13 protein-coding genes are annotated in these 15,894 nt (G+C 68.7%); 8 read left to right on the top strand and 5 right to left on the bottom strand.

Annotated elements, in window-relative coordinates:
• Positions 1 to 14: 14 nt before the first annotated feature.
• The 4 genes from K5L94_RS21360 to K5L94_RS21345 are packed head-to-tail and all read right to left on the bottom strand — an operon-like array spanning position 15 to position 4,530.
• Positions 15 to 1,121, bottom strand: coding sequence for a hypothetical protein (locus tag K5L94_RS21360; RefSeq protein WP_274511333.1), 1,107 nt, complete (start codon positions 1,119 to 1,121; stop codon positions 15 to 17).
• Between the two features lie 35 nt (positions 1,122 to 1,156).
• Positions 1,157 to 1,717, bottom strand: a complete 561-nt coding sequence (locus K5L94_RS21355; protein ID WP_274511332.1) for a hypothetical protein — start codon at positions 1,715 to 1,717, stop codon at positions 1,157 to 1,159.
• 27 nt (positions 1,718 to 1,744) lie between these two features.
• Positions 1,745 to 2,164 (bottom strand): NUDIX hydrolase, encoded by a 420-nt coding sequence (locus K5L94_RS21350; protein WP_274511331.1) that lies wholly within the window; start codon positions 2,162 to 2,164, stop codon positions 1,745 to 1,747.
• The gene (locus K5L94_RS21345) at positions 2,161 to 4,530 is read right to left on the bottom strand and encodes a S9 family peptidase (RefSeq protein ID WP_274511330.1); all 2,370 of its coding nucleotides are present in this window, start codon (positions 4,528 to 4,530) and stop codon (positions 2,161 to 2,163) included. Before K5L94_RS21345 ends, K5L94_RS21350 begins: the two co-directional genes overlap by 4 nt.
• Before the next feature lie 167 nt (positions 4,531 to 4,697).
• Here K5L94_RS21345 and K5L94_RS21340 point away from each other — a divergent pair, with 167 nt between their 5' ends.
• The 7 genes from K5L94_RS21340 (at position 4,698) to K5L94_RS21310 (ending at position 12,308) form a co-directional block, all read left to right on the top strand.
• Positions 4,698 to 5,027, top strand: a complete 330-nt coding sequence (locus K5L94_RS21340) for a hypothetical protein (protein ID WP_274511329.1) — start codon at positions 4,698 to 4,700, stop codon at positions 5,025 to 5,027.
• Positions 5,028 to 5,064: 37 nt separating this feature from the next.
• Positions 5,065 to 5,742 (top strand): RNA polymerase sigma factor, encoded by a 678-nt coding sequence (locus tag K5L94_RS21335; RefSeq protein ID WP_274511328.1) that lies wholly within the window; start codon positions 5,065 to 5,067, stop codon positions 5,740 to 5,742.
• Positions 5,739 to 5,954 (top strand): hypothetical protein, encoded by a 216-nt coding sequence (locus K5L94_RS21330; protein ID WP_164086427.1) that lies wholly within the window; start codon positions 5,739 to 5,741, stop codon positions 5,952 to 5,954. Before K5L94_RS21335 ends, K5L94_RS21330 begins: the two co-directional genes overlap by 4 nt.
• 199 nt (positions 5,955 to 6,153) lie before the next feature.
• The gene (locus K5L94_RS21325; protein WP_008266442.1) at positions 6,154 to 7,551 is read left to right on the top strand and encodes a cytochrome ubiquinol oxidase subunit I; all 1,398 of its coding nucleotides are present in this window, start codon (positions 6,154 to 6,156) and stop codon (positions 7,549 to 7,551) included.
• 1 nt (position 7,552) lies between these two features.
• Positions 7,553 to 8,566 (top strand): cytochrome d ubiquinol oxidase subunit II, encoded by a 1,014-nt coding sequence (cydB, locus tag K5L94_RS21320; RefSeq protein WP_006476247.1) that lies wholly within the window; start codon positions 7,553 to 7,555, stop codon positions 8,564 to 8,566.
• 150 nt (positions 8,567 to 8,716) lie between these two features.
• The gene (locus K5L94_RS21315) at positions 8,717 to 8,977 is read left to right on the top strand and encodes a YcgL domain-containing protein (RefSeq protein ID WP_006476245.1); all 261 of its coding nucleotides are present in this window, start codon (positions 8,717 to 8,719) and stop codon (positions 8,975 to 8,977) included.
• Positions 8,970 to 12,308, top strand: coding sequence for an ankyrin repeat domain-containing protein (locus tag K5L94_RS21310; protein WP_274511327.1), 3,339 nt, complete (start codon positions 8,970 to 8,972; stop codon positions 12,306 to 12,308). The genes K5L94_RS21315 and K5L94_RS21310 overlap by 8 nt, the downstream gene beginning before the upstream one ends.
• A gap of 64 nt (positions 12,309 to 12,372) precedes the next feature.
• On the opposite strand, the gene K5L94_RS21305 is transcribed toward K5L94_RS21310, so the two are convergent.
• Positions 12,373 to 14,151, bottom strand: a complete 1,779-nt coding sequence (locus tag K5L94_RS21305; protein WP_274511326.1) for a monovalent cation:proton antiporter-2 (CPA2) family protein — start codon at positions 14,149 to 14,151, stop codon at positions 12,373 to 12,375.
• A 343-nt stretch (positions 14,152 to 14,494) separates the two neighbouring features.
• Here K5L94_RS21305 and mgtE point away from each other — a divergent pair, with 343 nt between their 5' ends.
• On the top strand, positions 14,495 to 15,865 hold the full coding sequence (gene mgtE, locus K5L94_RS21300; RefSeq protein ID WP_053451136.1) for a magnesium transporter: 1,371 nt from the start codon (positions 14,495 to 14,497) through the stop codon (positions 15,863 to 15,865).
• Positions 15,866 to 15,894: the final 29 nt, after the last annotated feature.

Genomic DNA, 15,894 nt, shown 5'->3' with positions numbered 1-15,894 from the left:
GCGATGCAGGGCGGTCAGCGCCGTGGTGGGCGGCACCGGCCCGCGTCGGTCACTGGCCGGTAACGCTCGTAGGCGGTCTGAATGTCCATGCCGAGCAGGTCGCCATTGCCCAGCTGGCGCAGCACGAACGTTTCGCCGTTCTGCTGCAGCTGGACGGCACCTTCGTGCAGCCGGGCCTGCCTGCCATCACCGAAGTCGAAACTGTCGAACTGGCCACCGTCGGCCTGGTAGCGGCCACACGGCACCCGCTGCAGCGGCACCAGGCGCAGATCGGTACCGAGTTCACGCAGCGGCGCGGTACGTTCGCAGGCACTGACGCGGCCGCCATCGCAGGTGACCTGCAGGGCCTGCACCGCCAATGCGGGCTCCAGCGCGATCAGCTGCTGCGCGGCTACTTCGACGCAGAAGCGGCCACCCCGGTGCTGCAGGCACAACTGCTGCAGGCGATCGCGTGCAGCGGCTGGAAGCGGCGAATCCAGCGTGTCTTCGTCTTCCTGTGCCAGCCGTTGATCCACCCGCCGCATGGCGGTGGCCAGTGCATCGTCGGTCATGGCTTCGCAGGCCTGCCGATCGTGCCCGCCGGTGTGTTCACGGCACGGCGGCGGGCGCTCGAAAACGGCCGGGGCTGCATCATCGGCTGCATTCGCCGCACCACCCTCACGCATCAGCCGCAGCAGCGTCGAGCAGCCCGCACCCACGCCCTCGTCGCAGGCGCGCCGGGCCTGGCCGGGCGAGGCCGTTGGCAGCTGCACCATGCAGTAGCTGCCAGCAGCGCGGCAGCTGCCGGCCACCGCGCTGGGTTCGGCGGTGCAGGCCCGGGACTGGCGCAGGGTGTAGATCACCGTCACGCTGTCCTCGATGCGCTGCCCATCGGCGCTGATCCGGATCGGTTCCGCCACGCCATCATCGAGCATGACCAGGCGGGTCTGTTCCGCACTGCGATCGACCCACAGCGGCTCCGGCTCACCGATGCCGTTGTGGCGGTAGCCGCTGCTGGGGCTGGTGAACACCAGTGCCATGCCGTCATCGAGGCTGCGATACTCGCCGCAGCGCAGGGCATCGGCGCTGGCAGGCAGCGCGGCGAGCAGCAGCAGGGCAGGGAAAAGAGCCAGCAAGCGCATGCGACGGTCCTTGTCGTGCGAGAAGGGGGTGGGGCTCAGCGGAAGCGCGAGCGGATATCGGGCCGCAACAAACGCCAGGCCAGCCAACCCTGCGCAACGAGTATGGCCACGGCACCTCCGAACAAGGTCAGTGATGCCAGGATTCGTTGGACCTGGGCTTCGCGCAGCGTCTGTGGATCGACGATATGCGTCATGAGGTCAGCGAAGATGCTGTCCAGCCACCAGACGACCGCGAAATTCGCCACGGCAGACAACCACAGCAATGCCACATAGCTCCAGAGGCCCCAGCGACGCTGCCGGTAGAAGCCCCAGCTTGAAAGCACGGCAGGTATGCCGGGTAGCGCCAGCCATAATGTGGCGGCGACCGGGCCCTTCAATATCCACTGCACGCTCTGTGGAAACCCCTGCTCAGTGGCCGTCATGATCATCCTCTGCCAGAGCGGACTGTCAGCCAGCTGCGAAAGCAACACCGCTTGAAGTGCAATGAGTACGACGAACCCTGCGCAGACCAGCAGGGAAGCCAAGCCCAGCGGTCGGATGAAATCCTGGGCGGCGACTGCGCTGGGAGGACGGCCTTGGGGCGATTGAAGCGACATCCGATGTCCTGGGCAGCAGTAGGGTAATCAGCGGGCCGTCACCCGGGTGGCGACGGCCGGCAGGATATGGTGTTCGCTCAGCGGTGCCAAGGGCAGGCCGTGTGGCGGCTGCAGCGGCACCCAGGCCAGTTCGGCAATCTCGGCGCGCGCCTGCGGTGTACCGTCCACCTGCACCCACCACGCCTGCGCCCGCACGCGATGGCCGGGCTCGTTCACCGCCCAGTCTTCGAAGGCGCCCAGCGCGAGGGTGGCGTCGGCGCGCAGCTGCACGCCCAGTTCCTCGTCCAGTTCGCGGGCCAGCGCCTGCAGTGGCACTTCGCCGGGTTCGGGCTTGCCGCCCGGCTGGATGAAGCGGTGGGCGCCGTGCTTGCGCACCACCAGCGCCCGGCCACGGTCATCCAGGATGACCGCGGCCACGATCTCTATCGCGGCCGCGGCAGTGCTCACTTCAGGTTCTGCTCGAACAGCTTGAGGATGCGCTTGTACTGGTCCAGCCAGGAATCGGCGCGGACATAGCCGTGGCGCTCCAGCGGGTACGGCGCGATCGACCAGTTGTCCTTGTGCAGTTCGATCAGGCGCTGGGTGAGGTTCACCGAGTCCTGGAAGAACACGTTGTCATCCATCATGCCGTGGGCGATCAGCAGGTTGTCCTGCAGGTTCTGCGCGTACTCGATGGGCGAGGACACGCGGTACGCCTCCGGATCGATGTCCGGGGTGTTGAGGATGTTGCTGGTGTAGCCGTGGTTGTACTGGTGCCAGTCGACCACCGGACGCAGCGCGGCGCCGGCCTTGAAGGTGCCCGGCGAGCGGAACAGCGCCATGAAGGTCATGAAGCCGCCGTAGGAACCGCCGTAGATGCCGGCGTGGTCGCGGTCACCCTGCTGGGTGTCGACCAGCCAGTCCAGGCCGTCCTTGTAGTCTTCCAGTTCCGGGTGGCCCATGTTGCGGTAGATCGCCGTACGCCAGTCGCGGCCGTAGCCCTCGCTGCCGCGGTAATCCATGTCCAGCACGATGTAGCCCTTCTGCACCAGCAGGTTGTGGAACATCTGCTCGCGGAAGTAGGCCGGGTAGCGCTGGTGCACGTTCTGCAGGTAGCCGGCGCCGTGCACGAACATCACGATCGGGTACTTGCGGCCCGGCTCCTTGTTTTCCGGTTCGTAGTACTTGGCCCAGACCACGCCGGCGCCATGCTTGGATGGCACTGCCACCAGCTTCGGCTGGATCCATTGGCGCGCCTTGTAGTCGGCGGTGCGGGTGTCGGTCAGCACGCGTGCCTGGCCACCGGCACTGGGCAGCACCGCCAGCTGCGGCGGCAGGTAGGCGCCGGAGTAGCGCACCAGCAGCTGCTGGCCATCCGGCGACAGCGAGAAGTCTTCCACGCCGTTGAGGCTGGTCAGCTCGCGCACCTGGCGGCTGCCGGTGTCGACCGCGCAGACTTCGTAGTCATGCGGGGCCTGCTGGTTGCACAGGAAGTAGAAGCCCTTGCCATCGGCCGACGGCACCGGCGCCGAGGTTTCCCACTTGCCGCTGGTCAGCGCCTGCGGCTTGGCGGTGCCGGCCTGGGTGTACAGGTGCGAGAAGCCCGATTCCTCGGACAGCAGCCACAGCGTGCGGCCGTCGGCCATCCAGCCGAAATCGTTGAAGCCCCAGTTGATCCAGGCGTTGTCGGTCAGCCGGTGGCGGTTCTGCACGCGGCCGTCGGCGGCGTTGACGCTGATGATCCAGCGGTCCTTGTTGTCGTTGGCACGCAGCATTACTGCAGCCTGCTGGCCGTCGGCGCTCCAGCGGATGCCACCGCCCATGAAATCGCTCATCACCTGCAGGCTGCGCTCGCCCTTCAGTGCGTCCTTGCCGGCCTTGCGGCGCAGTTCGGCCAGCGGATCGGTGCCGATGCCCGGCAGGCCCGACAGCGAGAGCTTCTCGGCCTTGCCGGTGCGCACGTCGACGTACCACAGGGTGTGCGGCTCGAAGCCGTTGCGGCCAACGCGGGTGCGGGTGTCCTCGGTTTCCTCGTAGCCTGATTCGGTCACGTACAGCGGCATCTTGCCGCCGCGACCGTCATCGAAGTCCTTCGGCTTGGTCACCACGATCAGGTGGCCCAGGTCCGGCGACAGCACGCTGTCGGCAATCTCCACATCGGTGCCCAGGTACACCGGGCCGGGCGCGCGGGTCGGGTCGGCCTGGCGCCAGCGCTGGTCCTGGTCCTTCAGCGCCTCGCGCTGGTCGCGGTCGCGGCGCAGTGTTTCCAGCGTACGCAGCTGCTGGTCGCGCAGCACGTCGGCCTTCGGCGGCGTACGCGGGTCCTTCTCGGCCTTCAGGCTGGCCACCTGCTGCACGCCGCTGGCGGCAGTCCAGTGGAACCAGCTCTGGCCGACGCGCCAGATCACACCGTTGTCGGCCGCGAAGTCCACGTTGCCCGCGCGCTCGTTGCTGCGGGTCAGCTGGGTCAGCGCGCCGCTGCGCAGGTCGCGCACGAACACGTCGCCATTGCGGACGAACGCACTGCGGCTGCGGCTGCGGTCGTAGACCGGCTCGGCCACGTCCAGGGTGCCGCGCTGGTCATCGGCCACCTGCGCGGCCACGCCACCGGCCACCGGCTGGCGGAAGGTGTCGCGCACCGGGCTGCCGTTGCGCTTGAGCTGGTACTCCACCTGCTGGCTGTTCCACGACCACCAGGCCTTTTCGACCGGCGGCCCGATCCAGTCCGGGTCGGCCATGGCCTGTTCGATGGTGATCGGCGTCGGCGCGGCATGCGCGGCCGGTGCGGCCAGCACGGCCGACAGCAGGAGGGACAGGGGCAGCACTCGGGACATGGGCGGACGGCACCGGAAGAGGAAACCGGGCAAGGGTAGCAGCCGCCCCGGCCGCGGGCAGGGGCCACAGGTCATGGCAGCGGAATCGGCAAACTGCTGCAACCGGTTGCCGGGCTCGCGCATCCATTGTCCTGAACCCGCATCATCCACCGAACAGGAGCCCGACCATGCAGGAACTGATCCCGATCACCCTCTTCATCTGCATCGCCTATGCGATCCATGCCATTGCCGATGCCCGCGCCCGCAGCAAGCTGGTGGCCCCACACGTGCCGGAGGAAGTGATCCGCTCGCTGGCCGTGCTGGAAGAGGAGCGCCGCCGCCAGGGCGCGCTGCGCTGGGGCATCAGCCTGGTCTGCCTGTCGCTGGCAATGGCTCTGCTGGAAGTCATCGGCGCCCGTGACCTGACCTTCGGTGCCGCCGCCGCGCTGGTTGGCAGCGCCGGCCTGGGCCAGCTGCTGGCCTGGCACTTCACCCGCCCCGCCGCACGCAAGGGCTGAGCCGCCGCATGCCACGGGCACAGGGGGCGCCCCGCAGATGAGCCTGCTCGGCGAAGCATTGTCGGCACTGCGGGGCCGTCGCCGCCACGATGCAGCGGCGACGGTGACGGCGGCACCGGCACCGGCACCGGCACCGGCTGCACCGCTGGATACGGACCAGGCCCTGGTACGGGCCATCATCGACGGCTCGCAGGCGGCGTTTTCGCAGTTGGTCGAGACCCATCAACGCACCTGCGCGCATGTGATCGGGCGCATGGTGGGCGACCGCGACCAGGTGGCCGACCTGCTGCAGGAGACCTTCCTGGCGGTGTTCCGCCAGCTGCACCGGTTCCGCTTTGAATCCTCGCTACGCACCTGGGTTTCGCGGGTGGCCTACACCACTGCGTTGCAGCACCTGCGTCGGCGGCGGCTGGAGGCGCAATGGATGGTGGCGGTGGAGGTGCCCGAGGAGCTGGGCATCGGCGATGAAGGCCCCGGGCCGGCTGAATTCAGCGAATCGCTGCAGGCTGGTCGCCAGCTGGGCGCGGCACTGGAGCGATTGAGTGCGCCGCAGCGATTGATTGTGGGCCTGCACTATCTGGAGGACTTCGATCTGGCCGAGATCGAGCAGGTCACCGGGCTGGCGCGCGGTACCATCAAGAGCCACCTGTACCGCGCGCGGCAGATCCTGAAGCAGGAGCTGACGCGGCACGCCACCGCCGGAGAACTGCTGTGAGCCAATCGACCGACCCTCGCGATGCGGACGAGCGCGCGCTGGCACAGGCGTTGCGTGAACAGGCGCAGCAGGAACAGACGCCGGATGTGAGCGAGGCACTGCAGAAGCGCATCGGAGCCGAATCGCGCGATAGCGGTGTGCTTTACGTGGTGGTGCAGGTGCTGTTGTTTGGCGCGCTGCTGGCTGCCGCGGCCTGGTATTTCTGGCACTGAGGCGCCCTCCGGGCGGTGGGCCTGGTAGATGCCGACTTTGGTCGGCGTTTGGGCGTGTGTGCCAACCAAGGTTGGCAGCTACCAGAGCGGTTGACCCCTGCGACAAAGTGAAGCAGCGCGTCACCCGGTCGCATCCCGGCTTAACCAAATCCTCCTAAAGTGGTCCGGTATCCCACCGGTCGCAGGCAGGAGGCGTCCCTTGGACGCGTTGTTGTTGTCCCGGATCCAGTTCGGATTCGTCATCAGTTTCCACGTGCTGTTCCCGGCCTTCACCATCGGCACGGCCAGCTGGCTGGCCTTCATTGAATGGCGCTGGCTGCGCACGAAACTGCCCGTGTGGCGCGAGCTGTATTTCTTCTGGCAGAAGATCTTCGCCGTGTCATTCGGCATGGGCGTGGTCAGCGGCATCGTCATGGCCTTCCAGTTCGGTACCAACTGGCCGCGGCTGAGCGAGGTGGCCGGCACGGTCATCGGCCCGCTGCTGACCTATGAAGTGCTGACCGCCTTCTTCCTGGAAGCCAGCTTCCTCGGCGTGATGATGTTCGGCTGGGGCCGGGTCTCGCCGCGCCTGCATTTCTTGTCCACCTGCATGGTGGCGCTGGGCACGCTGTTTTCCACGTTCTGGATCCTGTCGTCCAACAGCTGGCTGCACACGCCGGCCGGCTACGAGATGGTCAATGGCATCGTGCACCCGGTGGACTGGTGGCAGGTGGTGTTCAACCCCTCGTTCCCGTACCGACTGGCGCACATGGCGCTGGGTTCGTTCATCACCACCTGTTTCGTGATCGGTGGCGTCGGCGCGTGGTACCTGCGCAAGGGCACGCACGTGGAAGCCGGCCGGCGCATGCTGGTCGCGGCAGTAGCGTTCGCGGCGCTGACGGTGCCGGTGCAGATCTTCGTCGGCGACATGCATGGCCTGAACACGCTCAAGCACCAGCCGATGAAGATCGCGGCGATGGAAGCGCACTGGCATGAAACCAAGGAAGGCGAGGGCGTGCCGCTGGTGGTGTTCGCGCTGCCCAACGAAAAGGAAGAGCGCAACGATTTCGAAGTGGCGATCCCGAAGCTGGGCAGCGTGATCCTCACCCATTCGCTGGACGGCAGCTTCGATCCGCTCACGTCGGTACCGGCCAGCGAACGGCCGCCGGTGACGCCGGTGTTCTTCGCCTTCCGCATCATGGTCGGGCTGGGCACGCTGATGCTGCTGCTGGCCTGGGTCTCGGCATTCCAGCTGTGGCGCCGGAAGCTGCTGGATTCGCCGTGGCTGCTGCGCGGCTGGAACTGGATGTTGCCGAGTGGCTTCATCGCACTGCTGTCCGGCTGGTTCGTCACCGAAATGGGGCGCCAGCCGTGGGTGGTGTATGGCGTGCTGCGCACCGCCGATGCGGTCGGCCCACAGAGCGCGTGGATGACCGCGCTGTCGCTGGGTGTCTACGTGGTCGGTTATGCCTTCGTGTTCGGCTGGGGCATCTGGTACCTGGTGAAGATCCTGCGCCATGGGCCGCAGCCGTATGCCGAGGGGCCGTCGCTGGACCACGGCAGCCATACCCCGGCGCGCCCGCTGTCGGCAGCCGACGAACCGCTGGAGGATCGCTGACATGGACCTGATGACCTGGCTGCCGGTGGCGTGGTTCGCGGTGATCGGTTTCGGTGTGCTGATGTACGTGGTGCTGGATGGCTTCGTGCTCGGCATCGGCATCCTCGCGCCGTTCGCCGAAGACGAGGAACAGCTGGACCTGATGATGAACACCGCCGCGCCGATCTGGGACGGCAACGAAACCTGGCTGGTGCTGGGTGGCGCCGGCCTGCTGGCGGCGTTCCCGAAGGCGTACGCGGTGCTGCTGTCGGCGCTGTACCTGCCGGTGCTGCTGCTGGTGGTGGCGCTGGTGTTCCGTGGCGTGGCCTTCGAGTTCCGCTTCAAGGCGCACCGCTCACGCCGGTTGTGGAGCGTGGCTTTCGCGCTGGGCTCGCTGCTGGCCACCTTCGCCCAGGGCGTGATCCTGGGCACGCTGGTGCAGGGCCTGCCCCTGCAGGACGGCGTCTATCACGGTGGCCCGTTCGCTTGGTTCAGTCCGTTCGCGATGTTGACCGGCGCCGCGCTGGTGGCCGGCTACGCGCTGCTGGGCAGTACCTGGCTGATCCTGAAGACCGAAGGCCGGGTGCAGGCGCTGGCGCGGCAGATGACCCGGCCGCTGGTGGTGGCGGTGATCGCGGCGATGGGCCTGGTCAGCAGCTGGCTGCCGTTCCTGCAGTCGCGCCTGATGGACCGCTGGTTCAGCGATGGCAACTTCTGGTGGCTGTCGCCGGTACCGCTGCTGACCCTGGCGGTGGCGGCCGCGTTGTGGCGCAGCGCCACCCATCCGCGCCGTGACCTGCCGCCGTTCCTGCTCAGCCTTGCCCTGTTCGTGCTCGGCTTCCTCGGCCTGGTGCTGGGCATGTGGCCGTACCTGCTGCCGCCATCGATGACCCTGTGGCAGGCCGCTGCGCCGGCATCATCGCTGGGCTTCACCCTGGTCGGGCTGGTGATCCTTCTGCCGGTCATCCTCGGCTACACGGCGTGGTCCTACCGGGTGTTCCGCGGCAAGGTGCACGCCGACGCCGGCTATCACTGAGCATCGGGCCAAGGCTGAACGCCGTCGCCACATTGCTGAACCTCGTCGGGGAAACACCGTCGATCACGCCGCCATCGTCGGCTGACGGCTTTCCCCGGTGTCGGCTTTCCGACACAATCATGGCTCTTCCCGGGTTATTGTCCCGCGGACATGCACGCCTACGTCTATAAAAGCCAACTCAAGCCGGACACCTACGTCTACGTTCCCCGACGCGAAGATTTCAGCGCGCTGCCTGCGCCGCTGCTCAAATCGCTGGGGACGCTCACTTTCGTGCTGGACGTTGCCCTGGATGCCCAGCGCCGCCTGGCGCAGGCCGACCCGGACAAGGTCCGCAGCGAAATGAGCGAACGCGGCTTCTACCTGCAGGTGCCGCCTTCGGTGGCCAGCCTGATGCCGCGGCACTATGACTGATCCCTCCCGTCCGCGCGCGCTGTCGATCGCCTTCACTGTTGGCGCCGTGCTGGCGCTGGGCGCTGCCGTGGGCGGCGTCCCGGGCGCCCTGCTTGCCGCACTGGCGCAGCCTGCGTTCGCGCTGGGCGTGTCGTGGTGGCGGCGCAGCCGCGCGCTGCTGCCGTTGAAGGTGGTTGCGCGCCAGGATTTGCCCGCGCTGCTGGCGCTGTGGGCGGCCGCACCGGTCCTGCTGGCGCTGCTGCTGGCCTGGCCGCTGGCGGCGCTGCGCGATAGCGGCAGCCTGGCCGCGGTGCTGGGCCTGAGCGTGCTGGTCAGTGCCGGCCTGCTGGCGGCCTGGCGCACCTGGCCGTTGTGGAACGATGTCGAACGCCTGGATGGCAGCCTGGCCCAACACTGGCAGGCGCTGGCCGGGCGCGACCTGACCGCCTGGCGCGGCCTCGGTGTGGCCGCGCTGGTGATCGCGCTGGCGGCACTGGTGGTGCTGCCGGCCTGGCCCGACCTGCTGCCTGAAAGTGCACGATGGCCGGCCGCGCTGGCGGTGGTGGTGCTGTCGCCGCTGCTGCACCTGCTGCTGCAGCGGGTGGCGCCCGCACCGCTGGCGTCGTTGCGTACTGGCGCGTTGAACGCGACCAGCCACGAACACGAACCGATGTTCGCCGCCGCGGCCGAGACCGCGCCGCTGGAGGCGATGGCGCCGCAGGAACTGACCCCGGCCCTGTACGAAGCCGCCCGCCATGGCCGCATCGACCGCGGCCTGCAGCTGCTGCAGGCCGGTGCCGATCCCTATGCATTGCCGGACCCGAACTGGCGCGACCAGCGCAGCCTGGCGGTACTGGCCGCGGTGCTGCCGGACCTGCGCCTGCTACGTGAGCTGATCGCCCGCGGCGTCGACGTGAACGCGCCGCACCGCGGCATGACCCCGCTGCTGGCGGCGACCCGTGACAGCTGGCATGGCCGCCCCGAAGCGGTGATGACCCTGCTCGCCAACGGCGCCGATTCGCGCGCCACCGACAGCGACGGCAACACGCCGCTGCACCATGCTGCGCGCAGTTCCGACCCGGGCGTGGCGGCGCTGCTGCGCGATGCCGCGGCCGAAGTCGATGCGCTGAACAGTGATGGCTGGTCGCCGCTGGCAGTGGCCTGCCAGGTCGGCAACTGGCGCCTGGCGCGTTTCCTGCTCGAACGCGGTGCCCGCAGCGAGCCGGCCGAAGGCACTCCGGTGCTGCTGGCTGCCGCCGCCACCGAAGACGACGATCCGGCCGGCGTGCAGCTGCTGCTCAAGCACAAGGCACGCGCCGACGCGCGTGATCGCCAACGCCGCAGTGCGCTGCACGAGGCGGCATTGGCCGGCCACGTGGAGATCATCGGCGTGCTGCTCGGTGCCGGCGCCAACCTGGAAGCGCGCGATGCGCTGGGCCGTACGCCGTGGCTGGAAGCGGCCCGTGCCGGTCGCGCTGCGGTGATCGAGCACCTGCTGCCACACAAGCCGGACCTGGTCGCCGTGGACGGCGAAGGCCGCAACGCGGTGCAGCTGGCGGTGATGGCCGAGGATGTCTCGCCGCTGCTGATCAAGCGCCTGGTTGAGCTGGGCATCGCCGCCGATGCCGCCGATCCGGTCGGCCGCCGCGCGGTGGACTACGCCGCCGAAGCGGGCCGCTGGGCGATCGTGGCCCTGCTGGACCCGTCCTATCCGTTGCCGGCCGCCGTCAGTGATGGGCTGGCCGAGCGCGGCGAAGCGGCCATGGCCAGCGGCCTGCTGCCGGACCGTCCGCCGCTGACCCTGCTGCGTGAAGCGTTGGGCTTCGGCAACACCGAAGGCATGGCCGCGCTGGCCAGGCTGTGCCAGCCGGAAGAACTGGGTGGCCTGCTGCTCGATCCGGAGCTGGCGCTGGAACCACGTGCGGTCGACTGGCTGCTGGGCCACGGCGCCGATCCCTATGTGCGTGACGCCTGCGCCGACACGCCGATGTTCGCTTTGCTGTCGCGCGGCATTGATGCGGTGCCTGCACTGCAGGTGATGCTGCAGCGTGGCCTGTCGCCGGCCGGACGCGGTGGCCTCGCGCGCTTCCTCGCCGCCTGCGCCCAGCACGACCAGGCCGCCCGAGGGCTGGAACAGCTGGCGCTGGAATTGCTGGAACGTGGCGCCGATCCGTTTGCGGCCTCGCCGGCCGGTGATCCGCCGCTGTCGCTGGCGGTACGCCTGGGTTGGCTGCGCCTGCAGCAGGCCCTGTTGAAGGCTGGCGTCGATCGCGAAGCGCGCGACAGCCACGGCATGACCGCCCTGCATCTGGCCACCGCGCTGGCCCGAGAGGGTGCACTGAAGCTGCTGGTGCAGCACGGTGCCTCGCCAGAGGCACGCGCCGCCGATGGCCAGACACCGCTGGGTGTGGCGCTGTCGATTGGTCGCCGTGACCTGGCCGACTGGCTGGACTGGCGGGTGTGGCCGTTGCCACGGCGCACCCTGCGCGAGGCCGATCTGCCGGCCGCCGCGATGGCCGGTGACGTCGATGCAGTGCGCCGCCTGATCGATCTGGGATTCGCCGTCGACGCCGTCGATGCACAGGGCTGCACCGCGCTGCTGCGTGCGGCCGGTGGCGGCCATCTGGCAGTGACCGACCTGCTGCTGGCGCGTGGCGCCGATCCGCAGCACGCGGCGGCCAGTGGTGCCACGCCGTTGTCGGCGGCGGTCAGCATGCGCCAGGTGGACATCGTCTCGGCCCTGCTCGATGCCGGTGCCAAGCTGGAACATCGCCTGCCGGGCGGAGTGACGGTGCTGATGCTGGCCTCGGCGCTGGGCCTGCCGGACATCGTCGCGCGCCTGCTCACCGCCGGTGCCGACGTGCACGCCGGTGACGCGCAGCAGCTGGGTCCGCTGCACTGTGCCGCGCTGTATGGCTTCAGTGCCCGCGACCGCTCGCGCCTGCTGGCCCTGCTCGACACCCTGCTGCTGGCCGGTGCGGAACCGGACCAGGCTGCTGCCGGTTCGGTTACGCCGTTGCTGCTGCTGCTGGGCGCACGCGCCGAGCCGGGTACCGCCTGCGACGAGCAGGTGGTGATGGCCGCGGTGGAGCGCCTGCTGGACGAGGACGTGAGCCTGGACGTGCGTGACCCGCGCGGTTTCGGCCCGCTGCACCTGGCCGCCCTGCACGGTTTGCCGCTGCTGGTGCAGCGCCTGCTGCGTGCCGGTGCCGATCCGGAAGTGCGCGACAGCCTCAACCGCAGCCCACGCGAGATCGCGGTGATGCGCGGCTTCATCGACGTGGCCGGTGAGTTCGAGCCGCGCGTGCCGGGTGTTTCCTCGATGGCCCGGTTCCTGCGCGACAACGGCTGATCCCAGCGGCCGGCACGACCGGGTTCGCGAACCATCGGGTGGGTGCCGACCTTGGTCGGCACGCCTACGTGTCGTCGCTTTCCGCGTCGGCCTCGAACAGGTGCATCAGGTCGTTGCGCGCATCGCGCGAGGTCTGGATCACCGCGGCCTCGTCGTCGTAGACCAGGTATTGGTCGCGCAGCAACTGCTCGTCGTGTTCGCGGAAGCGCTGCACATGGCGTTCGGCCACGTTCGGGGCCACGCCCAGCGCGGTCAGCACGCGCCCGCTCATTTCCAGGCTGGTGCCGAACACTTCGCGGAACGGCTCGGCCGACATGTCCATCAGCCGCCACGCATGCTGGCGGTTGCGCGCTCGCGCCAGCACCATCGCATCCGGGTACAGCCGGCGCACCATGCGCACCGCGCGCAGGTTGGTCTCCGGGTCATCCACGGTGATCACGAACACATCGATGTGCTCGCCACCGGCCGCGCGCAGCATTTCGGGCCGGGTCGGGTCGCCGTAGTACAGCTGGTTGCCGAAGCGGCGCAGGTCGGCCACGGTGTCCGGGTTCGCCTCCAGCGCCACGAACGGCACCTTCTGCGCGGTCAGCAGGCGCGCGATCACCTGGCCGAAGCGGCCCATGCCGGCGATCAGCACCTTCGGCCGGTTGTCCGGTGCCACCTTGTCAGCCTCGGCGGCCTGGCGCGGTGCGGCCTTTTCCTGGCCGAGCAGCCTGAGCAGCGCGATCATCAGCAGCGGCGTGATCGCCATCGACAGGCCGACGATGGCCACCAGCCGGTCATGGTTGGCGTTGCCCAGCAGGTGCGCGCGCTGCGCTTCGTTGAACACCACGAAGGCGAATTCACCGCCCAGCCACAGCACGCTGCCCAGCAGCAGCGACTGTCGCGAACTGAGCCTTGCAATACGCCCGATCACGTACAGCAGGCCGAACTTGACCACCAGCAGGATGCCGACGCCGGCGGCGATCAGCCACGGCTCGGACGCGATGCGGTCGAGGTCGATGCCCATGCCCACCGCAATGAAGAACAGGCCCAGCAGCAGCCCCTTGAACGGCTCGATCTGTGCTTCCAGTTCGTGCCGGAATTCCGAGTCGGACAACAGCACGCCGGCCAGGAATGCACCCAGGCTGGGGCTGAGGCCGGCTTCCTGCATGAACCAGGCGGTGCCCAGCACCACCAGCAGGGCGGTGGCGGTGAACACTTCCGGGCTGCGGGTGCGCGCGATGATGCTGAACACCTTGCGCAGCACCGGTCGCCCGCACAGGATCACCACCGCCAGCGCGCCCAGCGCCACGGCGGCATCCTCCCAGCGCAGCGTCTCGTTCTTGACCCCGCCCAGCAGCGGAATGGCCGCCAGCAACGGGATCGCGATCAGATCCTGGAACAGCAGGATCGCAAAGCCCAGCCGGCCATGGTCGCTGTTGATCGCCTTGTGCTCGGACAGCAGCTGCAGGCCCACCGCGGTGGACGACAGCGCCAGCGCCACACCCACCACCAGCGCGCTTTTCCACTGGAAATGGTCGAGCAGCAACAGGCCGCCCAGCACCAGCCCGGACAGCGCCACCTGCGCCGCACCGGCACCGAACACCGAGCGCCGCATCACCTTCAGGCGTGCCGGCGACAGTTCCAGGCCGATCACGAACAGCAGCATCACCACACCGATCTCGGCGGCGCCGAGGATGCGGTCGGCGTCCTGCACGAAGCCCAGCCCGTCCGGGCCCAGCACCACGCCGGCCGCCAGGTAGCCCAGCACCGCGCCGAAGCCGAACTTCTTGAACACCGGCACGGCGATGACCGCCGCCAGCAGCAGTACCAGCGCCAGTTCCAGACCGCCGCTATGCATGGGAATACCTGGTCATCGGGGAAACCGGCCGCGCGTCCGTTCGGAGGAGGAAAGACATGGCGAACGCCACCGCGACATTATGCGCGCCGGTGCGTGTACGCACGAGGACACGCGTGCGGGCAACGCTGTCGGCTGGCCCTGGGTTGACCTGCATGCCCGGCAGGTCCAGACTCCCCGCCGCTGGCGGCGCGTCCGCCGGCACACGCATCCCGGAGTCCCCAACCCATGTCCAGCGACAGTAGAAGTCGACCTCGTTCGACGCCAGCGATGGCCACCGCCTGACATCGGGACGGTTTGCCTGCGTTGGCGTTGCGCGAGGTCGCACCCCCACAAGGCAGAACCGATGAACCAGAAGCAATTGCTGCGCGCAGGGGCCGATGCTGCTGCCCTGGCCGCACCCCTGGCGAACTACAACACCGCCGACGCGGTGGAGTTCCTCAATACGCTGGAGCTGACGCGCGCCGCGGACACGCTGGCGGCGCTGCCGTTGCCGCGTGCAGTGAAGATGCTCGAAGCGCCGGAGCTGCACCGCAGCGGTGAGCTGGTGGCCGCGTTGCCGCCGGCGCGCGCCGCCGCCCTGCTCGGGCTGATGGCCGATGACCGCGCCACCGACATCGTGCACGAGCTGGACGAGGACGAGCGCGCGCGGTTGATCCCGCTGCTGGGCACCGATGCCCGCCAGGCCATCCAGAAGCTGCTGAGCTACCCGCCCAACACCGCCGGCGCGCTGATGACCACCGAGTACGTGGCGGTGCCCGCCAGCTGGACCGTGGCGCAGACCCTGCAGCACATCCGCCAGGTCGAGCGCACCCGCGAAACGGTGTACGCGATCTACGTGCTGGACCCGGCCAGCCAGCACCTCCAGCAGGTGGTGACCATGCGCCGGCTGATCACCGGGTTGCCGGAGGAATCGATCCTGGACGTGGCCCAGGTCAACCCGCCGGTGACCGTTGACGCGCTGATGGACCAGGAGGAAGTGGCGCGGCTGATCCGCCGCCACGACCTGCTGGCGATCCCGGTGGTCGATGCGCAGCAGCAGATGCTTGGCATCGTCACCGTCGATGACGTGCTGGATGCGCTGATCGAGGAATCCACCGAGGATGCGCACAAGTTCGGCGGCATGGAAGCGCTGGACAAGCCGTACATGCAGATCGGCTTCCTTGAGATGCTGCGCAAGCGTGCTGGCTGGCTGAGCGTGCTGTTTCTGGGCGAGATGCTGACCGCCAGCGCCATGCAGCACTACGAGGACGAACTGGCGCGCGCGGTGGTGCTGACCCTGTTCATTCCACTGATCATGAGTTCGGGTGGCAACTCCGGCTCGCAGGCCACCTCGCTGCTGATCCGCAGCCTGGCGCTGCGCGAACTGCGCCTGCGCGACTGGTGGAAGGTGGCCCTGCGCGAGATCCCGACCGGCATGGTGCTCGGCGCCATCCTCGGTTGCCTGGCCATCGTGCGCATCGTGATCTGGCAGCTGGGCGGCCTGCACGACTACGGCGAGCACTGGATCCTGCTGGCGATCACCATCGGTGCGGCGCTGGTCGGCATCGTCACCTTCGGCTCGCTGTCCGGCTCGATGTTGCCGTTCATCCTGAAGCGCCTCGGCTTCGACCCGGCCAGCGCCTCGGCCCCGTTCGTGGCCACGCTGGTGGATGTCACCGGCCTGGTGATCTATTTCAGCATCGCCGCGATGATCCTGCACGGCACGCTGCTGTAAGCCGGAACCCCGCGCTGCGGTAGGTGCCG

Origin of the sequence: Stenotrophomonas forensis (assembly GCF_028752115.1) — a bacterium.
GTDB classification, from domain to species: Bacteria; Pseudomonadota; Gammaproteobacteria; order Xanthomonadales; family Xanthomonadaceae; genus Stenotrophomonas; species Stenotrophomonas forensis.
This window is presented reverse-complemented; position numbering and strand designations above follow the sequence as displayed.